Below are 21,486 nucleotides of genomic sequence, written 5' to 3'. Positions count from 1 at the left end.
GCTAGACGGCCTCGCGCAGCTCCGGCGCGAGGCCGAACAGCGGGAACAGCCGATCGGTGTCGAGGAAGAAGTTGAGCCCGGCGATGGTGCCGCCGTCGAGCTCGAGCACCGTGATCGACCACGGCACCCAGACGCCGGGCTCCTCGCTCGGCTTGTAGTGCCCGAAGGCGGGCAGCCCGTTCGCGCCCGCCAGCGGCACCATCCGCGAATCGCGGCACGCGCTGCCGGTGCCGAGCATGAACGCGGCCACGTTCTCCGGCCCGGAGATCCACAGCTCGAACGGCGGCATCGACAGCGCCACATCGGCTTTGAGCAGGGTGGTGAGCGCGTCCATGTCGTAGGCCTCGAAGGCCTGCACGAAATCGTCGACGAGCTTGCGCTGATCGGGGTCGGTCTCGTCGAACCCGTCGGTGACCGCGGGCTGCACCTTCGACATGGTCGCCCTGGCCCGCTGCAGCGCGGAGTTCACCGACGCGGGCGACATCATCAGCGCCTCGGCGGTCTCGCTCGCGGAGAAGCGCAGCACCTCGCGCATGATCAGGATCGCGCGCTGGGTGGCGGGCAGATGCTGACAGGCGGCCACGAACGCCAGGCGCAGGGTGTCCTTGGTGGAGGCGTGTTCGGCCGGGTCGGCGCCGAAGGCCAGGCCGTTGGGGATGGGCTCGATCCACACGTAATCGGGCTGCGGGGGCGGCAGCGGGGAATCCGGGCGCCCCGGCCCGTTGAGGTCCATCGGTCTGGCCCGGCTCTGTGGCCGGTCGAGCATGTCCAGACAGATATTGGTGGCGATCTTGTACAGCCACGAGCGCAGACTCGCGCGTCCCTCGAAGGAATCGTAGGAGCGCCAGGCGCGGGTGAAGGTCTCCTGGACGGCGTCCTCGGCCTCGAAGGACGAGCCGAGCATGCGGTAGGCGTACGCGCACAACTCGCGCCGGTGGGATTCGAATTCGGCGAGGACGGCGGGGTCCGGGCCGGTGGTCGCGGTTGTGGCGTCGGTCATAGTTCCTCACCATGCCACAGGGGTCCGACACCCGACAGGGGCGAAAACGATTTCGCCGCCGACCGATGAATCCCGCGCGGGCGCCGCGTCTACATGTTCGAGACCGCAACGACGCCCGAAAGGCCGATACCCATGAGCAGCAAGATGATCTTCATCAACCTCCCCGTCGCCGACCTCGACCGCTCCAAGAGCTTCTACGAGGCGCTGGGCTGGAAGGTGAACGAGGATTTCACCGATCAGAACGCGTCGTGCATCGTCATCGACGACAACATCTGCCTGATGCTGCTGACCAAGGACTTCTTCTCGACCTTCAGCAAGCGCCCGATCGCCGACACCGTCAACCAGACCGCCGCGGGCTACGCCCTGTCGCTGGCCAGCGCCGAGGAGGTCGACGTGCTCACCGACGCCGCCGTGGCCGCGGGCGCCAAGGAGGAGGTCAACGAGGACAAGCGCGCGCAGGAGGCCCAGGTCGGCATGCACGGCCGCACGTTCATCGACCCGGACGGGCACCAGTGGGAGCCGTTCTTCATGAACTACCCGGGCTGAGTTTCCCCTTGTCGACGAGGGCGCAGGGCGGACAGCCCGGCGCCCTCGCGGCCGTTCAGGAGCCGGTGAACGTGGGCTTGCGCTTCTCGGCGAAGGCCTTGGGGCCTTCCTTGGCGTCGGCGGACTTGAAGACGGCGGCGCCCAGTTCGGCGTCGACCTTGAAGGCGTCGTTCTCGTGCATGCCCTCGGTGTCGCGGATGGTCTTGAGGATCGCCTGCACGGCCAGCGGGCCGTTGGCGGAGATCATCTCGGCCAGTTCCAGCGCCTTGTCCAGAGCGGTGCCGTCCGGGACGACGTGACCGATCAGGCCGATCTCCTTGGCCTCGGCGGCCTTGATGTGGCGGCCGGTCAGCAGCAGATCGGCGGCCACGGTGGCCGGGATCTGGCGGGGGAGGCGCACCGCCGAGCCGCCGAGCGGGAACAGGCCCCAGCGCGGCTCGGAGACACCGAATTTCGCGCTCTCGCCCGCCACCCGGATATCGGTGGCCTGCAGGATCTCGGTGCCGCCCGCGATGGCCGGGCCCTCCACGGCCGCGATGAGCGGCTTGGTGAGCCTGCGGCCCTTGAGCAGGGCGTCGATGCGGGACAGGTCCCAGCCGCCGCCCTTGAAGGAGTCGCCGGGGTGCTGGGCGGTCATCGCCTTGAGGTCGGCGCCCGCGCAGAACGCGCCTCCGGCGCCGGTCAGGATGGCGACGCGGATCTCGGGATCGCTGTCGACCTGGTCCCAGGCGTCGCGCATGATCGCCATCATCTCGCCCGAGAGGGCGTTGCGCGCCTCCGGCCGGTTCATGGTCACGATGAGGACATGGTCGCGCTTCTCGACCAGGCAGTGGGCCATCCGAATTCTCCTGACTTCCGAGACTCGCGAGCGAGTCTCGCCGAAACCTTGTCAGAAACAGTAACACGTTCTATTTTTGACTTTGTGAGCTACAACATAGCCGATCTCGTCGAACACGCCGTCGACCTGATGCCCGACCGGATCGTGCTGGTCGGCGAGCATCGTGAGTCGACCTATGCCGAACTGGAGGAGCGGGCCAACAAGCTGGCCCACTACCTGCAAGAACAGGGTGTGCGTCCCGGCGACAAAGTCGGAATCTACTCCCGTAACACCGTCGAGGCCGTCGAAGCGATGGTCGCCATCTTCAAGGCGCGGGCGGTGATGATCAACGTCAACTACCGCTACGTCGAGAACGAGTTACTGCACATCTTCGACAACTCCGACATGGCCGCGCTCATCTACGAGCGCCGCTACGCGGACAAGGTCGAAGCCGTGCGGGCCAAGGTGCCCGGCCTGAAGACGCTGGTCGTCGTCGATGACGGCACCGATGCCCCGACCCCGCCGGACACCGTCGAGTACGAAGCCGCGCTGGCCGCCTCCTCGGGCGAGCGTGACTTCGGCGAACGCTCGCCCGACGACATCTACATGCTCTACACCGGCGGCACCACCGGCCTGCCCAAGGGCGTGATGTGGCGGCACGAGGACGTGTGGCGGGTGCTCGGCGCGGGCATCAACTTCGTCACCGGCGAATACGTCAAGGACGAGTGGGAGCTGGCCAAGGTCGGCGCGGCCAACCCGCAGATGGTGCGCTTCCCGATCCCGCCGATGATCCACGGCGGCTCGCAGTGGGCCACCTTCCACAGCCTCTTCGGCGGCGGCAAGGCCGTGATGATCCCCGAGTTCAGCGGGCACGCGGTCTGGCAGGCCGTCGACAAGCACGGCATCAACCTGATCTTCATCACCGGTGACGCCATGGCCCGGCCGATGCTCGACGCGCTCGACGAGGGCAACCCGGAAACCGGGGAGCCCTACGACCTCTCGACGCTGTACGTGCTGGCCAGCAGCGCGGCGCTGTTCTCGCCGCCGCTCAAGGACAAGTTCCTGGAGCTGCTGCCCAACCGGATGATCTCCGATTCCATCGGTTCCTCGGAGACCGGCTTCGGCGGCCTGTCACTGGTCGCCAAGGGCGCCACGCACACCGGTGGCCCCCGGGTGAAGATCGACGCGGCCACCCAGGTGCTCGACGAGCAGGGCAATCCGGTCGAGCCCGGCTCGGGCGTGATCGGCCTGCTCGCGCGCAGCGGCCACATCCCGCTGGGCTACTACAAGGACGAGGTCAAGTCGGCCGCGACGTTCAAGGAGTTCAACGGGGTCCGCTACGCGATCCCCGGCGACTACGCGCGCGTAGAGGAGGACGGCACCGTCACCATGCTCGGCCGTGGCTCGGTGAGCATCAACAGCGGCGGCGAGAAGATCTACCCCGAAGAGGTCGAGGGCGCGCTCAAGGCGCATCCGGACATCTTCGACGCGCTCGTGGTCGGTGTGGAGGACGCGCGCTGGGGTCAGCGCGTGGTCGCCGTGGTGCAGTGTCGCGACGGCAAGCGCCCGAGCCTGGCCGAGCTGAAGCCGGTGCTCGCTCAGGAGATCGCCTCGTACAAGCAGCCACGCAGCCTGTGGTTCGTCGACGAGATCAAGCGCTCGCCCGCCGGTAAGCCCGACTACCGTTGGGCCAAGGCGCAAACCGACGAGCGCCCCGCCGACGAGCACGCCGACGCGGGCTCCGCGTAACTCGCCACGACTCGGCCCGCCCGGCACCCCGGGCGGGCCGATTCGCGTTCCTGCTCGGATGGAATGGCTGGACGAGGTGGCGCGTCGTTCGGGCCGCCACGCCCCTGGCCACTCGGGCGCCACCAGAGCGCGGTGATCGGCCCGCTAGCGGGTGGTGAGTTCGGCGAGGCGGGTGGCGAGTGTGTTGCGGACGGCGGGGATGCTGGTGAGCAGGCGCAGGGCGGTGTTGCGCGCGGTGCGGGCCGGTGCCGAGCGCAGGGTGGCCATGCGGGTCATGCGGTCGGTGAAGGCGACGACGTCCAAGGCGATCGGCCTGCGGATGGTCTCGTAGCTGTCGAGCAGCGAATCCGGCTCGCCCGCGACCACTTTCGCCAGCAGGCCCGCGAGCGCGGCGGCGTCCTGGATGCCGGTGTTCATACCCTGACCGCCCGCCGGGCTGTGCACATGCGCGGCGTCGCCCGCGAGCAGGACGCGACCCGCGCGGTACCGCTCGGCCACGCGGTGGTGCACGCGGAAGCGCGAGCTCCACAGCACCTCGTCGACCCGGACCTCGCCGCCGGGGCCGCGGGCGTCGAGCAGCCGCTGGATGTCGGTGCGTGACGGGCGTTCGGGAGCGTCGTCCACGGTGGCGACCACGCGGTAGCGCTCCTGCGCGGGATCGGGCAGCGGAGCCACCACGGTGACACCCTCGGGCGAAAGATGCAGGGACACTTCGGTACGCGGAGTGGGCCAGCTCATCCGCACGTCGGCCAGGACGAACGAGGCCGGGTAGGTGTCGCCGGTGAACCCGATGCCCGCCTGCTCGCGCACCACACTGTGCATCCCGTCGGCGCCGATCACATACGCGGCGGTGATGGTGCCCGGAGTGCCGTCGGCATCGGTGTATTCGACGGTGACGCCGCCGTCCTCGTCGGTCAGCCCGGTCACCGTGCAGGGCCGGTGGACCGTGCCGCCCGCCCGGTGCAGGCGCTCGAGCAGGACCGCCTCGGTGACATCCTGCGGAATCATCAGCGTGTAGGGGAATTCGGTCGGCAGGTCGCCGAATCCGATGGTGGCCAGGGTCTTCGGGCCGTCATGGATCTTGAAGGTGGGCACCTTGATACCGCGCGCGACGAGCTCGTCCGCCAAGCCCAGTTCCGCGAGAACTTCGAGGGTCCTGGCATGCACCACGGCGGCACGCGAGGTGTTCGCGCCCTCGCCGAGCCGGTCGATGAGGACATGGTCGATACCGGCCTCGGCGAGCACGATCGCGGCGGTGAGCCCGGCAGGGCCCGCGCCGACGATGACGACGGAGGTGAAGGCGGGGAGCTGGGTGGCGGACATCTGCGACTCCTGGTCAACGCTTGTTTGCCAACGCTTGTAGGCATAACGGTAGACCCGCCGGTGGCGGCAAGTCAACAGTTGTTGGCCTACACTTGTTGGCATGAAGACGCCGAACCCTCCGGTGCGTCGCTCCGACGCCACCAAAGCCGTCATCCTCGACGCGGCCCGCGCGCGCTTCGCCGTCGACGGCTACGCCAAGGCCACCATTCGCGCCATCGCCGCCGACGCCGAGATCGACCCGTCCATGGTGATGCGATATTTCGGCAGCAAGGACGGCCTGTTCGCGGCGGCCGTGGCGATCGACCTCGACCTGCCCGACCTCGCCGCCGCGCCCCCGGACGCCCTGGGCGAGACCCTGGTCCGCCGCTTCCTGGCCATCTGGGAGGGCCGCGAGAACACGGTCCTGCTGATCCTGCTGCGCTCCTCGATCACCGACGACTCCGTCGCCGACCGCTTCCGCGTCATCTTCGCCGAACAGGTCCTGCCCGCCGTTCTGCGCGTCGGCGACCCGGCCGACGCCCCCCGCCGCGGCGGCCTCATCGTCACCCAGCTCCTCGGCATCGCCCTGTGCCGCTACATCCTGCGCCTACCCCCGGTCGTCGAGATGCGCCCCGACGACCTCGTCGCCGACATCGCCCCGACCCTCCAGCGCTACCTCACCTCGACCCCGCCCGCTCCACTCTGAACGCGGACAGCGCCCGTGCCGGATGCGTAGGGAAGGCAACCGGCACGGGCGCTGGGCGGGGTGAGTCGGGTCAGCCCGCCAGTTCCGCGCCGAGGGCGAGGAGGTGGGGGGTGGCGCCGCCGAGGGCGAATTCGTGGTGCTTGGCGGCGGTGAAGTAGTTGTGCACGATGTGGTCGCGGTCGATGCCCAGGCCGCCGTGCACGTGGATGACGGTGTGCGCGACCTTGTGGCCCGCCTCGGCCGCCCAGAATTTGGCGATGTGCACGGCCTCGGTGGCGGGCAGGCCCTCGGTGATCCGCCAGGCGGCCTGGGTGACGGCCAGGCGCAGGCCGCCGATCTCGATGTAGGCGTCCGAAAGGCGCTGGGCGACAGCCTGGAACGAGCCGAGTGGCTTGCCGAACTGCTCGCGGGTGCGGGTGTGCTCGGCGGTGAGTTCCAGCGCCCGCTCGAGCGTGCCGAGCTGCAGGGCCGACAGGCCGAGCCAGGCATGCTCGCGCAACCGGGTGAGCACCTCGGCGCCGGTGTCGAGGGTGCCGAGCAGTCGCGCCGGGGTATCGGCGAATTCGACGAGGAACTCCGGAGCCAGGTCGACGACCTGCTGGGCGGTGCGGGTCACCGAGGCGTGCTCGGGGTCGACCACGAACACCGCGGGCTGACCGGACACGGTGGCGGGCACCAGGATTCGCGCGGCACGATCGGCGAAGGGGACGGTGGTCGCGGTACCGGTGACGGTCCAGCCGTCGCCCTCGGTGGCGACGATTCCGGGTGCGTCGGTGGTCGCGCGCAGCGGCTCGGCCAGCGCGGCGGTGAGCACGATCTCGCCGGTGCCCGCGCGGGCGGCCAGCGCGCGCTGATCCGCGTCACCGAACCGGGCCAGCGCGTCGGCGGTGACGACCACCGACCACAGCGCGGGCACCGCGGCCGCGGCCTTGCCGAGTTCCCGCAGGATCGCGGTCTGTTCCAGCGCGCCGAAATCGCTGCCGCCCAGGTCTTCCGGGAGCGCCGCGGCCAGCACGCCCGCGTCGGCGAGGGCCTTCCACAGTTGCTCGTCGAAGCGGCCCGCGGTGTCGAGTTCGCGCAGGCGGTCGGCGGTGACCAGCTTGGCGCAGATCTCGCCGGTCAGCCGGGCGAGATCGAGCTGGGCTTCGGTGGGAGTGAAATCCATGAGGGGATACCGGCTTTCGTCGATCAGCGGGCGGAGGCGGGCTGGCGCAGGGCGGTCATGGCGATGATGTCGCGCTGCACCTCGTTGGTGCCGCCGCCGAAGGTGAGGATCAGCGCGGCCCGGTGCATCCGCTCCAGCCTGCCCAGCATCGCGGCGCCGGGGGAGTCCTGGCGCAGGTAGCCGTGCGCGCCGACGACCTCCATCAGCAGGCGATACGCCTCGGTCGACAGCTCGGTGCCGTAGATCTTGCAGGCCGAGGCGTCCCACGGCTTGGGTGCCGCCTCGCCGCCCTGATCGGCGCGGCTGGCGATCTCCCAGTTCAGCAGCTTGAGGTATTCGACCTTGGCGTAGACGCGGGCCAGATTCAGCCGCACCCATTCCTGGTCGATGACGCGCTTGCCGTCGGGACCGGTGGTCTGCTTGGCCCACTCCACGGTCTGGTTCACCGCCAGCGAGAGCGGGCCCGCCGAGGTGAGCGCGACGCGCTCGTGATTGAGCTGATTGGTGATCAGCGACCAGCCGCCGTTCTCCGGGCCGACCATCGCCGAGGCGGGCACCCGCACGTCCTGGTAGTAGGTGGCGGAGGTGTCAGGCCCGGCCATGGTGTGCACCGGCGTCCAGGAGAAGCCCGCGGTATCGGTGGGCACGATGAACATCGTGATGCCCTTGTGCTTCTTGGCCGAGGGGTCGGTGCGCACGGCGAGCCAGATGTAGTCGGCGTAGGCGATGAGGCTGGTCCACATCTTCTGGCCGTTGATCACGAAGTCGTCGCCGTCGCGCACGGCCGAGGTGCGCAGCGAGGCCAGGTCGGTGCCCGCGCCCGGCTCGGAGTAGCCGATGGCGAAATGCAGCTCACCCGAGGCGATCTTGGGCAGGAAGAACTTCTTCTGCTCCTCGGTGCCGTACTGCATGATCGTCGGCGCGACCGAGTTCAGCGTGAGGAACGGGACCGGGGCGCCGGCGATGGCGGCTTCCTCGACGAAGATCAGCTGATCCATCGTGGTGCGGTCCTGGCCGCCGTACTCCTTCGGCCAGCTCAGCGTGAGCCAGCCGTCGCGGCCCATCTGCCGCACGACCTCGCGGTAGACGTCACCTTCGCCGTACTCGCCGGTCTGCAGGCTCAGCGCCTTGCGCCGCTCCGGCGTCATCAGCGTGCCGAAATACTCGCGCAGCTCGGCGCGGAGTTCTTCCTGCTGCGGCGTATACGCGACGCGCATCGTTGCTACCTCGGTCTCTCGCGGCCAAACAGTGGGTGGCGGGACGCAGGGGATGAGCCCCGCCGAAACCGATCATTGCATATCAACTGGAACATGTTCCAGTATTGACAGTGATTCGGCGGCCGTTCCGCTCCGCGGTGCCCACTGTCTGGGTTAGTGTCGCCGAGACCGCGTGGAAGGAAGCTCTCATGAAGATCATCGTCGATTTCGACCGGTGCGAAGCGAACGGCGTCTGTGTCGGAATCGCCCCTGACATGTTTGAACTCGATGACGACGACAACCTGCACGTGCTCGAGGGCGATGTGGCCGACGATCGCGTCGCCGACGTGGAGGAAGCCGTGGCGCAGTGCCCCAAGGCCGCGCTGCGGTTGGCGTGATCGCCTCTTGTCGGATAGTGAAACACGTTCTAAAGTCGGCCCGATGAGTGTGATGCAGACTTCACTGGAGGGCCGGGTCGCTATCGTGACCGGCGCCGGGGCCGGTCTCGGCCGGGCCGAAGCCCTCGCGCTGGCCGCGGCGGGCGCGGCGGTGGTCGTCAACGACCTCACCGAGGACGCCGCCGCCGAGACCATCGCCGCGATTCGCGAGCTCGGCGGCAAGGCCGAGTTCGTCGGCGGCTCGATCGCCGAGCGGTCCACCGCCGACGCGCTGATCGCGACCGCCGAGGAATCGCTGGGCGGCCTCGACATCGTGGTCAACAACGCGGGTATCACCCGCGACCGCATGCTGTTCAACATGTCCGACGAGGACTGGGACGCGGTGATCGCGGTGCATCTGCGCGGGCACTTCCTGCTCTCGCGCAATGCCGGTGCCTACTGGCGCGCGGCCGCCAAGGCCGCGGGCGAGCCGGTCTACGGCCGCCTGGTCAACACCTCCTCGGAGGCGGGCCTGCTCGGTCCGGAAGGCCAGGCCAACTACGGCGCGGCGAAGGCGGGCATCACCGCCCTCACGCTCACCGCGGCCCGCGGCCTCGCGCGCTACGGCGTGCGCGCCAATGCAATCTGCCCGCGGGCCAGGACCGCGATGACCGAAGCGGTCTTCGCCTCCGCGCCCGAGGGCACCGTCGACCCGCTGGCCCCCGAGCATGTGGCCAAGCTCGTCGCCTACCTCGCCTCGCCCGCGGCCGACGCGGTCAACGGCCAGGTGTTCGTCGTCTACGGCCCGATGGTGGCCCTGATGGCCGCCCCGACCGTCGAGCAGCGTTTCGACGCGGCGGGCGCCGAGTGGTCCGCGGCCGATCTGGCCGCCACCCTGGGTGGCTACTTCGCAGAGCGCCCCGCCGACCACACCTTCTCGGCCCGCGCCCTACGCGATCTGGGCTGATCTTCCCGTCGGCGATTTGCCCGATGTTGGCTCGCCGCGTGCCGCGACGAAACATTGACCTCTGTGCAGTTGTACGCCGGTCCAGCTGTTGGTAGACATGAGCGTCGGGGTGTGTGGCGAGTCACAGGAGGCCGGTTGAGTTCGATAAGCATTCGTTTCAGTTTTGGTCCCGATACGCGAGAAAAAGTCCTGCTCTAAGTCTTCTGAAACGGCAGACATTAGCGGGAACGTGTTCTAGTCTTTGGGCAGTCTTCAGATCGGGGTGGCGGTGAAGTACGGGTACGCGGGCCTCTCGGCCCGCCCGTCGAACAAGGAGGAATCCGCATGAACGACCTCCTTGCTGTCCCGTTGCGGGCGGTCGGCGGATTCTTCGAACTCGGCGCGGAAGTGGCTCGGGCCACCTTCCGCCGACCCTTCCAATGGCGTGAATTCGTCGACCAGTCCTGGTTCGTCGCCCGCGTCTCCATCGTGCCGACACTGCTGGTGGCGATTCCGTTCACCGTGCTGGTCGTGTTCACGCTCAACATCCTGTTGCGCGAGATCGGCGCCGCCGACCTCAGCGGTGCGGCCGCCGCCTTCGGCGCCGTCACCCAGGTCGGGCCGATCGTCACGGTGCTGATCGTGGCGGGCGCGGGCGCCACCGCGATCTGCGCCGACCTGGGCGCGCGCACCATCCGCGAGGAGATCGACGCGATGAAGGTGCTGGGCATCGACCCGGTCGCCCGGCTCGTCGTCCCGCGCGTGCTCGCCTCGATGTTCGTGGCGCTGATGCTCAACAGCCTGGTGTGCACCGTCGGTATCGTCGGCGGCTTCGCCTTCTCGGTCTTTCTGCAGGGCGTGAATCCCGGCGCGTTCGTCAACGGCATTCCGCTGCTGACGAATCTGCCCGAACTGATCATCTCCGAGATCAAGGCGGGCCTGTTCGGCCTGATCGCCGGAATGGTCGCCTGCTATCTGGGATTGCAGGTGAAAGGCGGGCCCAAGAGTGTCGGTGACGCGGTGAACCAAACGGTGGTATTCGCCTTCATGGCCCTTTTCGTGGTGAACGTCGTGGTCACCGCGATCGGCCTGAAATTCACGGTGCGGTGACCACGATGGCATTCATTGTTCGTAGTAAGTTCCCGCGCACGGTCCGCCGTTTCGAGCGGGCCTCGAAATCCGTGGATTCGCTGGGCGACAAGGCGATCTTCTTCGTCAAGGCGCTCGCCTCGGTGCCCCGCGCCCTGGTGCACTACCGCACCGAGACCATCCGGCTGATCGCCGAGATCAGCATGGGCAGTGGCGCGCTGGCCGTCATCGGCGGCACCGTCGTCATCGTCGGGTTCCTGACGCTGATGGCCGGTGGCACCATCGCGGTGCAGGGCTACAGCTCGCTCGGCAATATCGGCGTCGAGGCGCTGACCGGCTTCTTCGCCGCCTTCATCAATGTGCGCATCGCCGCCCCGGTGATCTCCGGCATCGGCCTGGCCGCCACCATCGGCGCGGGCGCGACCGCCCAGCTGGGCGCGATGCGGGTGGCCGAGGAGATCGACGCGCTGGAATCGATGGCCATCCGGCCGGTGCCGTTCCTGGTCGGCACCCGGGTGCTGGCGGGCATGATCGCGATCGTGCCGCTCTACGCGCTCGCGGTGATCGCTTCCTTCCTCGCCAGCCGCTTCGCGACCGTGGTCATCTACGGCCAGTCCGCGGGCGTCTACGACCACTACTTCTCCACCTTCCTGATTCCCAGCGACATCCTCTGGTCGTTCGCGCAGGCGATCGTGATGGCGCTGGCGGTGATGCTGATCCACACCTACTTCGGCTTCACCGCCGCGGGCGGTCCGGTCGGCGTGGGGATCGCGGTAGGTAATGCGGTGCGCGCCTCGCTGGTCGCGGTGGTCACGGTGACCCTGCTGATCTCGCTGGCCATCTACGGCACCTCCGGCAACTTCCACCTCTCGGGATAGCGCGATGGACACCTCACGGATCGTTGCCGCACTGCAGGGCGGGCTCGGGCGCAAGCTCGCCGCGCTCGCGCTGGTCGGCCTGCTCGTCGCCGGCGCCTCGCTCGCGATCGCCCTGTTCCAGGGCGCGTTCACCAATACCGCGGTGGTGCTGATCGATACCCCGCGCACCGGGTTGGTGCTCGACCCCGACGCCAAGGTGAAGGTGCGCGGCGTCGAGATCGGCCGGGTCACCGACATCGACCTGCGTGACGACGGCGCCCAGCTGCGGCTGGCGGTCGACCCCGACCAGCTGAAGCTGGTCCCCGCCAACGCGGGCGTCGACATCCGCTCGACCACGGTCTTCGGCGCCAAGTACGTCAACTTCATCGTCCCCGACCAGCCCGCCACCACCTCGCTCGCACCGGGCTCCACGGTGGCCGCCAGCTCGGTGACCGTCGAGTTCAACACCCTGTTCCAGCACCTGTCCGACGTGCTCGCCCAGGTCGAACCGGAGAAACTCAACGCCACCCTGACCGCGCTGGGTACCGCGCTCGAGGGCCGCGGCGACAAGATGGGCGACCTGCTCGTCCGCTCGGATCGCTATCTGCGCGAACTCAACCCGTACCTGCCCACGTTGCAGTCGGACCTGGACAAGACCGCCGCGGTGACCGACCTCTACAGCGAAGTCACCGACCCGCTGCTGCGCACCGTCGACAATGCGACGGTCACCTCGCAGACCATCGCCGAGATGCAGGGCCAGCTCGACAATGTGCTGGTGAATGTCATCGGGCTGTCCGACACGGTGGGTTCGGTGCTGCGGGAGAACGAGCACGATCTGGTGACCGCGCTCGATCTGCTGCGGCCCACGACCGCCCTGCTGTTCGAATACGCGCCCGCGCTGGGCTGTGTCATCGACGGCCTCGGCCCGCTGATGCCGATCGCCGAGGAGATGATGGGCGGCAGGCTGCCCGGTGTCGGTATGAACGCGAGCTTCATGCTCGGCGCCCAGCCGTACTCCTACCCCAACGACCTGCCCAAGGTGAACGCGACCGGCGGCCCGCGGTGTGAGGGTGTGGTGGATCGGGTGCCGAACAGCCACTCGGATTATCTGGTGACCGATACCAGCGAGGGTTCGGTATACACGCCGAATACTCAGCACGACTTCCACGGGGCGCCAAAGGTATTCCAGCTGCTGCTGGACGGACTGCCGGGAGTGACGCGGTGAGGAACACAGGCACTACGGTCAAGCTGGCGATCTTCACCGTAGTGATGACGCTGGTGTTCGCGGGCCTGGCGATCGTGTTGAGCCAGGCGCGCTTCTCCCGCGAGACCGGCTACAACGCGGTCTTCACCAGCTCCTCGGGCATGCTGCCCGGGGCGAAGGTGCGCATCGCGGGTGTGCCGGTGGGTTCGGTGACCTCGGTGAAGGTCGGCGACGACAACTTCGCGCACGTGGAGTTCGATGTCGACAGCAAGTACGCCGTGCTGGCCAGCACCCGGGCCGCGATCAAGTACGAGAACCTGGTCGGCGATCGCTATCTGGAACTGCAGGAGGGCCCCGGCTCGGCCCGGCGGCTCTCCGACGGCGACACCATCGGCCGCGAACAGACCTCTCCCGCACTGGATCTGGACCTGCTGCTCGGCGGCTTCAAGCCGCTGCTACGCGGACTCGATCCGGCGCAGGTCAACGACCTGACCGGCGCGCTGCTGCAGATCTTCCAGGGCCAGGGCGGCACGCTGGTCTCGCTGCTCAACAGCGGCGGCAACTTCGCCAAGACCCTCTCCGACCGCGACGCGCTGATCGGCAGTGTCATCGACAACCTCAACACCGTGCTGGCCACCATCGATGACCGCGGCGACCAATTCGCCACCACCATCGACGAATTGCAGCGCCTGGTCAGCGACCTGTCCGCCCAGCGCGACCCGATCGGTGCCGCACTGCCTCGGATCGCTGGTGCGACACAGGAACTCAACGACCTGCTGGTCACGGCCCGCCCCGATCTGCGCAACACCATCGAGCAGACCGGTCGCCTGGCCACCAACCTCGACGAGGGTTCCGACCACCTGGACTGGGTGCTCGGCAAGCTGCCCGACACCTACAAGAAGCTCATCCGGATCGGCGCCTACGGCTCGTTCCTGCAGCTGTACATCTGCGGTACCAACTTCCTGATCACCGGCCCGGACGGTCAGCCGATGGAAGTGCACGCGCCGGGTCTGCAGGCGACCGGAAGGTGCGCGCCCAATGAATGAGAACAAATCCTCGGCGGCGACGATCGGCATCGTCGGCATCGTGCTGGCGGTGACGATCTCGCTCGCCACCCTGCAGTTCACCGAACTGCCCTTTATCCGCTCCGGCGCGACGTTCACCGCGAACTTCCTCGACGCGGGTGGACTCGTCCCGGGCGACCCCGTGCACGTGGCTGGCGTGCGTTCGGGGGAGGTGCGGCAGGTCTCGCTCGACGGTGACAAGGTCCTGGTGAAGTTCGACCTCGACGAGTCGATCGTGCTGGGCGAGAAGACGACCGCCGCGATCAAGACCAATACGGTGCTCGGTCGCAAGTCCCTGGACGTGGTGCCCGCGGGCCCCGGCGCCCTCGGCACCCGCGACACCATCCCGGTCGAGCGCACCACCTCGCCGTACTCGCTCAACGAGGCACTCAGCGATCTCGGTGGCACGGTGCGTGATCTGGATCTGGACCAGGTCGACCAGACTCTCGACACCCTCTCCGCCGCTTTCGCCGACACCCCGGGCCCGCTGCGCAACGCCCTCGACGGCGTCACTGCGCTCTCGCGCAGCATCAACACCCGTGATCAGGCGCTCACCGATCTGCTGGCCAGGGCGCAGAACGTCACCAAGATCCTCGCCGACCGCAGTACGCAGCTCAACACCCTGCTGCTCGATGGCAACGAACTGCTCGGCGAGCTCGACCGCCGCCGCGCCGCGATCAACCAGCTCGTCGTCTACGTCGACGATGTCGCCAGGCAGCTGTCGGGGCTGGTCGCCGACAACGAACCGCAGATGCAGCCCGTCCTGGACCGGCTGAATTCGGTGCTCGGCCTGCTTCAGCGCAACGAGCAGAACCTGCGCGACGCTCTCGATGGTCTCGGCCCCTACGCCGCCGCCCTCGGCGAGCAGGTCGGCAACGGTCCCTGGTTCAACGCCTACGTGGTGAACGCGAGCAGTACCGAACTGCGCCCGCTCGTCGACGCGCTGGTCTGGCCCGAACAGGTGCCCCAAGACCTCATCGACATCTTCACCAACCCCAAAACGCCCTACATCGCTCCCGCCGAGGAGGATCCGCCGCGATGAGCATCACCCAGCAGGTGCGCGGCTTGCCGCGCTGGACGATCGCGGTGGCGGTCGTGGTGGTCGCCGCGCTGGTCGCGCTCGGCGTCTACCTCGTCACCGGCGGCGGGAAGAACACCGTGACCGCCGCGTTCACCTCGACCACCGGCCTGTACGAGGGCGACGAGGTGCGGGTGCTCGGCGTGACCGTCGGCAGCATCGATTCCATCGAGCCAGGGAAGGGCCAGGTGAAGGTGCGCATGAGCATCGACAGCGGCGTCGCCCTGCCCGCCGACGCGCGTGCTGTGATCATCGCGCCGTCGCTGGTCTCGGCCCGGTTCGTGCAGATCGCGCCCGCTTACTCCGGTGGCCCGAAACTCGCCGACGGCGCCCAGATTCCGCTCGAACGCACCGCGGTGCCGGTCGAGTGGGACGAGATCAAGGCCGAGCTCACCAAGCTCTCCACCGCACTCGGCCCAGTCGGCGACGACCAGCAGGGCTCCTTCGGCCGCTTCGTCGACACCGCCGCCGACAACCTCGACGGCAACGGCCAGAAGTTCCGCGACACCCTGCGCGAACTGTCGGCCACCCTCACCACCCTCTCCGACGGCCGCACCGACCTGTTCGGCACCATCCGCAACCTGCAGAAGTTCGTCGAGGTGCTCTCGGCGAGCAATGAGCAGATCGTCCAGTTCAGTGGGCGGCTGGCGTCGGTGTCGTCGGTGCTGGCCGGTGCGTCCGAAGACCTCGGTGCCGGGCTGGACAGCCTGGACGTGGCGCTGGCGGATGTGCAACGGTTCCTCGAGGGAACCGGCGGTGAACTCACCGAGGGCGTCGAACGGCTCGCCGACGTCACCCAGACCCTCGTCGACAAGCGGCCCGAGATCGAGCGTGTCCTGCACTCCGGGCCGACCGCGATGGTCAACTTCTATCAGCTCTACAAGCCCGCCCAGGGCTCGCTCACCGGCGCGATCGCGCTGAACAACAGTGCCAACCCACTCAGCTTCCTGTGTGGGTCCATCCGGGCACTCGAGAACAACAACTCCGACAAGTCCGCGGATCTGTGCGCGGAGTTCCTGGCGCCGGTGATCAGTTCCCTGGCGATGAACTACGTGCCGATCATGACCAACCCGGCCAGCGGCGTCACCGCCTTCCCCGACCAGCTGGTCTACAGCGACCCGAGCCTCGAAGGCGCGGGCCAGCCGACTTCGGCCCCGGCGCCCACGGCCGCGCCGATCACCGTGCCCGAAGGACTCGCCGGTCTGGCCGTTCCAGGAGGACAGCGGTGAACATCAGTCAGTCCAGAATCGAGGCGGCCGTGAGTCAGCGGCGGCGACGCACTCTCGCCGGGCTGGCTGTCGGCATCGCCGTCGCGCTCGGCACCACCGGCTGTCAGTTCGACGGGCTCAACTCCCTGCCCATGCCGGGCTCGGAGGGACGCGGACCCGGCTCGTACACCGTGCGGATCCAGATGCCCAATGTCACCACCCTGACCCGGAATTCGCCGGTACGGGTGGACGACGTCGAGGTCGGCAATGTCACCGGGATCGAGGTCGAGGGCTGGCACGCGCTGGTGACGGTCTCGCTCAACCCCGAGGTGCACCTGCCCGCCAACGCGGTCGCCAAGATCGGCCAGACCAGCCTGCTCGGCAGCAACCACATCGAGCTGTCCCCGCCGACCACGGTCGAGCCGGTCGGGCAACTGCGCGGCGGCGACACCATCCCGCTGGATCGGGCCGGGGCTTACCCGACCACCGAACAGGTGCTGTCCTCGTTGTCGGTGGTGCTCAACGGCGGTGGTATCGCGCAACTCGAGACCATCACCACAGAACTGAACGCGATGCTGGTTGGCCGCGAGGACGAGATCGCCGACCTGCTGCCCCAACTCAACGAGCTGACCACCGGCCTGGAACGCCAGACCGGCAGCATCATCGCCGCCATGGAGGGCCTGGACCAGCTCGCGGGCAAACTCGCCGGGCAGAAGGACGTGATCGCCGAGGCGATCGAACAGATCCACCCCGCCCTGACCGCGCTGGCCGACCGGTCGGCGAACATCACCGCCGCGATCACCGCGCTCGGTGAGCTCGGCGATGTCAGCGAACGGCTGATCAAGACCAGCGGCGACAACCTGGTCGCCAATCTGCGCAGCCTCGGCCCGGTGCTGAAGACCCTGGCCGACACCGGCCAGAACCTCGTCCAGGCGATGGGCATCCTGCCGACCTTCCCGTTCCCGATCAAGAACATCGACAACGCCATCATGGGCGACTACATGAACCTGTTCATCACCCTCGACCTGACCGGCAGCAGGCTGGACAGCAACTGGCTCACCGGCACCCCGCTCGGCGGACGCTTCGGTGGCGTCGAGGGTGTCGTCGGTTCGTTCGCGCCGACGACCGCCACCGATGCCGCCGACCCGGCCACCGCGCCGTTCGCCCCGGCACCGGCTCCGGCACCGGCTCTGAATCTGCCTGGGCTGCCCACGATTCCAGGTCTGCCCGCCATCCCCGGCATCACCGCGCCGCTGCCCGGCCAGGAAGGGGCGGGTCGATGAAACTCACCCGGTTCGTGCGAGCCCAGCTCGCGATCTTCGCGGTGCTCACCGTGGTCGGTCTCGTCGTGATGGGCAGTACCTACCTGCAGGTGCCCGCGATGTTCGGGATCGGCCGGTACGCGGTCACCGTGCAACTGGCCGCCACCGGCGGGCTCTATCCCACCGCCAATGTCTCCTACCGCGGCCAGAACATCGGCAAGGTCGAGGCGGTGCGGCTTACCCCGGAGGGTGTCGAGGCGGATCTATCGATCGACAGCGACTACAAGGTGCCCAAGGATTCGAGCGCGTGGGTGCGCAGTGTCTCGGCGATCGGCGAGCAGTACGTCGACCTGGTGCCCACCGACCAGCCCGCCGACGGGCATCTGCGCGACGGCTCGGTGATCCCGGTGCAGCGCACCCACCTGCCCCAGGATGTCGGCGCGATGCTCGACCAGGCCGATAAGCTGCTGGCCACCGTCGCCGACACCCGCCTGAAGCAGGTCATCGACGAGGCTTTCCACGCCTTCAACGGTGCCGGACCCGACCTGCAGCGATTCATCGACTCCGCGGCCCTGCTGGTCCAACAGGCCGAGGACGACATCGAACCGACAAAGAAGCTGCTCGACCAGATCGGCCCGCTCCTCGACACCCAGACCCGCTCCGCCGACGACATCCGTTCCTGGACAGCGGATCTGGCCACGGTGACCGATACGCTGCGCGAGCACGATCCCGCCCTGCGAAACCTGTTGAACAACAGCCCTTCCGCGATGGAGACGGTGAACCAGCAGTTCCAGGACCTGCGCCCCACGCTGCCCATCCTGGCTCGCAATCTGGTGAGCCTCGGGCAGGTCGGCGTGACGTACAACGCCAGCGTGGAACAGCTTCTGGTCGTCTTCCCGCCGTTGATCGCCGCGCTGCGCACCGCGATCCGGGGGCCGATCCAGTACGGCGTCATGGTCGACTTCATGACCGTGCTCAACGACCCGCCCGCCTGCACCACCGGCTTCCTGCCCGCCGATCAGTGGCGCCAGCCCAGCGAGCTGAACGCGGTCGACACACCGCCCGGGCTGTACTGCAAGGTGCCCCAGGACTCGAACATCGCCGTGCGCGGCATCCGCAACACCCCGTGCATGGAGTTCCCCGGCCGCCGGGCGCCCACCCCCGAACTGTGCCGGACCGGGTTCGTGCCGGAAGGCAACAATCCGCCGTTCGGTCCGGTTCAGCCGGTCGCCCCGGCCTCGGCCCCGGCAGGCGCATCGACGGGTGGTGTGACCCCCGCCGCAGCGCGCCCCTATGATCCGTCGACAGGCAGCTATCTGGGCACCGACGGACGTACCTACCGCCAAGGTGATATCGCCACGGACGGTTCGGGCACGGTCCCGGCCAGCTGGCAGGCGATGTTGGAGGAGCAGCAACGATGAACGACAACGACAACCGCCGCCCGCGCAGGCGGGCCGCACGCTCGGCCGGACCCCCGGTCGAGGACGCCACGGCCGCTACGGTCACGCTCGGTAAGAGCGAAACCGCATCACAGGTCGCGGACGTGGAGGCCACGGCGACGACGGCGGTGGTCGACAAGACGGACAAGCTCGCCAACGCTCCGGCGACGACCGAGGCGGCCACGGCGAAGATCGCCGCCGCTTCGGTGCGCCTCGACACCGACACCGCGCGGCTCGACACCGACACCGCGCGGCTCGACACCGACACCGTGCGCCTCGACAACGACTCCGCGACCGAACCCGCCGAGCCCGGCTCCTCGATCTCGACCGGCCGCATCCTTACCCTGGCCGCCGCCATCCTGCTCGTGCTGGGCCTCGTCGTCGGCGCCGGTTTCGCCGCCTTCACCGCCTACTCGGTGAACAAGGACGAAGACCTGCGCGCCCAGTACACCGAGACCGCCCGCCAGGCCGTGCTCAACCTGACCACCATCCGCGCCGAGTCCGCCAAGGAGGACATCGACCGCATCCTCGCGGTGGCCTCCGGCGACTTCAAGACCGAGTTCGACGGCCGCGTCGACCCGTTCATGGACATCGTCAAGCAGGCCAACGTGGTCTCCACGGGCGAGGTCGTCGAGTCGGGCATCGTCACCGCGGACGACGAATCCGCGCAGGTACTCGTCGCCGCCAAGCAGATGGTGAGCAACAACGGTTCCCCCGAACCGCAGTCCCGTCAGTACCGCTTCCGGGTCACCGTGGCTAACGCCGATTCCGGAATGACCGTGTCGAAGGTGGAGTTCGTCGGTTAGCCCCTCTCCGTGGACGAAGCCTGGAGATTCCCAGCTCGGACCGCACGCTTCTACGCATCCTTGGAAGGAGGCAGCTGGTGTCTTACGTCGTCAACACTGGCACGGTCGAGTTCTACCGTGGCTGCCAGAATTACGTGGGCAGCGTTCCGGTCTCGGTCTGCGGTATGCCCGCAGAATTCACACCGAAAGATTCGAGTACCCAACGCGAGCGGCCGCTTGGCTCTCGCAGAACAGTTCGCGCAGGTCATTGTTGTGTAAGCGGGTGGCACCAACACCACCTTTCGGCCCGCCCGCCTGCCACGCTCGATCAGTTCACGTTTCGTCATCCCGATCGCGGCATCAGCCGCCTTACGGGCCATAGTGGAACGAGCCAGGAACAAGGGCTTGAAATCCTCGACTGCGATGGTGTGATGGTCGGCAACAACCCGTCGGGCCCACACACGAGCAGTATGAGTATTCTGACGGGCTGCCTTCTTGTGCAGGCGAGCCACTTCACGGCGCGCGCACTGGTAGCCCCGCGACGGGGTCTGTCCACGGGGGCGGCGACGGCGCGCCATCTTCCGTTGCGCTCGGGCCAGCTCCGCAGCGCACCGACGACGGTAGCCAGAATAGGGCAGGTCGTGGGCGAAGCTTGTTGTCGTAGCGGTTGTAGCGATTCCCCAATCAATCCCGATCGCGGCGTCGGTCGCTGGCGCTGGCGCCAGCGGGCGGCGAGTTACGAACGACGCGTACCAATGTCCCAGGCAGTCTTGGTAGACACGAACAGATGTTGGTGTGGAGGGCAGCTCACGCGACCACACAACTGGTACCGACACGCCGTTCGGCAACCGCAATCGGCGATCGCGGATCGAAAATCCCCGCGTTGTGTACTCCAGCGATGGCAGGGACGTCTTGCGCGACTTGGTAGTCGGTCGGCTTCTGCTTTTGATCGTGAACGAATGCTTCAGGGCAATAGCGTAAGTTCGCAGGGTTTGCTGTTGGGCGACTTGCGATCCCGCGCGCAGCCACGCAGTTCGACTTCGTGCGGCGGTCAGCATCTTGGACAGATGCGCGAACGTCGGTTTCGCGCCGCTACGTTGCTGGTGGACTGTACAACCGATATCAAGCCGGTATCGCTATGGATGATAGGAGCGGCTCGGTGACTGGAAAGTCAATCAAGATCGTTTTCGGCACATTGGCGGCCCTAGGCCTGATCGCCGCCATCGTGCTCGGCGTCAGCGGCTACCAGCTCTGGCAGCACGACCGCACCGAACAGGCCCGCTCCGACGCCATGACCACCGCGGGCCGCACGGTGAGCGCCATGTTCACCTACGAGCCCGCCACGGTCGACACCGAACTCCCCAAGGCGGCCGAGGGCCTGACCGAATCCTTCCGCGCCGACTACCTGAAGCTCATCACCGAGGCCATCGCCCCCGGCGCCAAGGAGAAGCAGCTCACCGTCAAGGCCACCACCCAGGCCGAGGGCGTCGTCTCCGCCGACCCCGACCACGCCGTGGTCCTGCTCTACCTGAACCAGCTCACCACCAGCAAGGACACCCCCGACGGCACTACCTCGGGCAGCCGCGTGCGCGTCTCCTTGGACAAGTCCGACGACCGCTGGCTGGTCTCCCAGGTCACCCCGGTCTGACCCGGCCGGAGACGCCGGTGTTTTCGCGCATTCGGATGCGGCCCAGTC

21 protein-coding genes are annotated in these 21,486 nt (G+C 68.0%); 15 read left to right on the top strand and 6 right to left on the bottom strand.

Features of this window, described 5'->3' with window-relative positions:
- Position 1 precedes the first annotated feature (1 nt).
- Positions 2–1,000: a sigma-70 family RNA polymerase sigma factor gene (locus WA675_RS21640; RefSeq protein ID WP_336086603.1), complete on the bottom strand. Its 999-nt coding sequence runs from the start codon at positions 998–1,000 to the stop codon at positions 2–4.
- A 132-nt stretch (positions 1,001–1,132) separates the two neighbouring features.
- Between WA675_RS21640 and WA675_RS21635 the strand changes: the two genes are divergently transcribed.
- The gene (locus tag WA675_RS21635; RefSeq protein ID WP_336086601.1) at positions 1,133–1,546 is read left to right on the top strand and encodes a VOC family protein; all 414 of its coding nucleotides are present in this window, start codon (positions 1,133–1,135) and stop codon (positions 1,544–1,546) included.
- A 55-nt stretch (positions 1,547–1,601) separates the two neighbouring features.
- On the opposite strand, the gene WA675_RS21630 is transcribed toward WA675_RS21635, so the two are convergent.
- Positions 1,602–2,384, bottom strand: coding sequence for a crotonase/enoyl-CoA hydratase family protein (locus WA675_RS21630; RefSeq protein ID WP_336086600.1), 783 nt, complete (start codon positions 2,382–2,384; stop codon positions 1,602–1,604).
- An 84-nt stretch (positions 2,385–2,468) separates the two neighbouring features.
- On the opposite strand from WA675_RS21630, the gene WA675_RS21625 reads away from it, so the two are divergent.
- A complete protein-coding gene (locus tag WA675_RS21625; RefSeq protein WP_336086598.1) occupies positions 2,469–4,112 on the top strand; it encodes an acyl-CoA synthetase in 1,644 nt (547 codons plus the stop codon).
- Between the two features lie 144 nt (positions 4,113–4,256).
- Here the strand turns inward: WA675_RS21625 and WA675_RS21620 are convergent, their stop codons facing one another.
- Positions 4,257–5,435, bottom strand: coding sequence for an FAD-dependent oxidoreductase (locus tag WA675_RS21620; RefSeq protein ID WP_336086596.1), 1,179 nt, complete (start codon positions 5,433–5,435; stop codon positions 4,257–4,259).
- Between the two features lie 100 nt (positions 5,436–5,535).
- On the opposite strand from WA675_RS21620, the gene WA675_RS21615 reads away from it, so the two are divergent.
- A complete protein-coding gene (locus WA675_RS21615) occupies positions 5,536–6,120 on the top strand; it encodes a TetR/AcrR family transcriptional regulator (protein ID WP_336086594.1) in 585 nt (194 codons plus the stop codon).
- 70 nt (positions 6,121–6,190) lie between these two features.
- Here the strand turns inward: WA675_RS21615 and WA675_RS21610 are convergent, their stop codons facing one another.
- Positions 6,191–7,285: an acyl-CoA dehydrogenase family protein gene (locus tag WA675_RS21610; RefSeq protein WP_336086592.1), complete on the bottom strand. Its 1,095-nt coding sequence runs from the start codon at positions 7,283–7,285 to the stop codon at positions 6,191–6,193.
- 23 nt (positions 7,286–7,308) lie between these two features.
- Entirely contained in the window at positions 7,309–8,502 is a 1,194-nt protein-coding gene (locus WA675_RS21605; RefSeq protein ID WP_336086590.1) for an acyl-CoA dehydrogenase family protein, read from the bottom strand.
- Between the two features lie 188 nt (positions 8,503–8,690).
- Here WA675_RS21605 and WA675_RS21600 point away from each other — a divergent pair, with 188 nt between their 5' ends.
- The 11 genes from WA675_RS21600 to WA675_RS21550 all read left to right on the top strand — a co-directional run bounded on the left by WA675_RS21600 (position 8,691) and on the right by WA675_RS21550 (position 19,811).
- Positions 8,691–8,879, top strand: coding sequence for a ferredoxin (locus tag WA675_RS21600; RefSeq protein ID WP_019044780.1), 189 nt, complete (start codon positions 8,691–8,693; stop codon positions 8,877–8,879).
- A 43-nt stretch (positions 8,880–8,922) separates the two neighbouring features.
- Positions 8,923–9,825 carry a 3-oxoacyl-ACP reductase gene (locus WA675_RS21595; RefSeq protein ID WP_336086586.1) on the top strand — a complete coding sequence of 301 codons (903 nt, stop codon included), beginning with the start codon at positions 8,923–8,925 and terminating at the stop codon, positions 9,823–9,825.
- 324 nt (positions 9,826–10,149) lie between these two features.
- Positions 10,150–10,914: an MlaE family ABC transporter permease gene (locus tag WA675_RS21590; protein ID WP_278264806.1), complete on the top strand. Its 765-nt coding sequence runs from the start codon at positions 10,150–10,152 to the stop codon at positions 10,912–10,914.
- 5 nt (positions 10,915–10,919) lie between these two features.
- Positions 10,920–11,771: an MlaE family ABC transporter permease gene (locus WA675_RS21585; protein WP_336086583.1), complete on the top strand. Its 852-nt coding sequence runs from the start codon at positions 10,920–10,922 to the stop codon at positions 11,769–11,771.
- Between the two features lie 4 nt (positions 11,772–11,775).
- Positions 11,776–12,975: an MCE family protein gene (locus tag WA675_RS21580; RefSeq protein ID WP_336086580.1), complete on the top strand. Its 1,200-nt coding sequence runs from the start codon at positions 11,776–11,778 to the stop codon at positions 12,973–12,975.
- A complete protein-coding gene (locus WA675_RS21575; RefSeq protein WP_336086578.1) occupies positions 12,972–14,000 on the top strand; it encodes an MCE family protein in 1,029 nt (342 codons plus the stop codon). Before WA675_RS21580 ends, WA675_RS21575 begins: the two co-directional genes overlap by 4 nt.
- Complete coding sequence (locus WA675_RS21570; protein ID WP_336086576.1) at positions 13,993–15,060, top strand: MCE family protein; 1,068 nt, start codon at positions 13,993–13,995, stop codon at positions 15,058–15,060. The genes WA675_RS21575 and WA675_RS21570 overlap by 8 nt, the downstream gene beginning before the upstream one ends.
- Positions 15,057–16,325 carry an MCE family protein gene (locus WA675_RS21565; protein ID WP_336086574.1) on the top strand — a complete coding sequence of 423 codons (1,269 nt, stop codon included), beginning with the start codon at positions 15,057–15,059 and terminating at the stop codon, positions 16,323–16,325. Before WA675_RS21570 ends, WA675_RS21565 begins: the two co-directional genes overlap by 4 nt.
- A 29-nt stretch (positions 16,326–16,354) precedes the next feature.
- The gene (locus WA675_RS21560; protein ID WP_336086716.1) at positions 16,355–17,587 is read left to right on the top strand and encodes an MCE family protein; all 1,233 of its coding nucleotides are present in this window, start codon (positions 16,355–16,357) and stop codon (positions 17,585–17,587) included.
- Positions 17,584–18,987, top strand: coding sequence for an MlaD family protein (locus WA675_RS21555; protein WP_336086572.1), 1,404 nt, complete (start codon positions 17,584–17,586; stop codon positions 18,985–18,987). Before WA675_RS21560 ends, WA675_RS21555 begins: the two co-directional genes overlap by 4 nt.
- The gene (locus WA675_RS21550; protein WP_336086570.1) at positions 18,984–19,811 is read left to right on the top strand and encodes a hypothetical protein; all 828 of its coding nucleotides are present in this window, start codon (positions 18,984–18,986) and stop codon (positions 19,809–19,811) included. The genes WA675_RS21555 and WA675_RS21550 overlap by 4 nt, the downstream gene beginning before the upstream one ends.
- 50 nt (positions 19,812–19,861) lie before the next feature.
- Here the strand turns inward: WA675_RS21550 and WA675_RS21545 are convergent, their stop codons facing one another.
- Positions 19,862–20,911 (bottom strand): RNA-guided endonuclease InsQ/TnpB family protein, encoded by a 1,050-nt coding sequence (locus WA675_RS21545; protein WP_336086715.1) that lies wholly within the window; start codon positions 20,909–20,911, stop codon positions 19,862–19,864.
- A 17-nt stretch (positions 20,912–20,928) separates the two neighbouring features.
- On the opposite strand from WA675_RS21545, the gene WA675_RS21540 reads away from it, so the two are divergent.
- Positions 20,929–21,438 carry a h domain protein gene (locus tag WA675_RS21540; protein WP_336086568.1) on the top strand — a complete coding sequence of 170 codons (510 nt, stop codon included), beginning with the start codon at positions 20,929–20,931 and terminating at the stop codon, positions 21,436–21,438.
- Positions 21,439–21,486 lie beyond the last annotated feature (48 nt).

The organism is Nocardia sp. SSK8 (genome assembly GCF_037034205.1).
GTDB lineage: Bacteria > Actinomycetota > Actinomycetes > Mycobacteriales > Mycobacteriaceae > Nocardia.
This window is presented reverse-complemented; position numbering and strand designations above follow the sequence as displayed.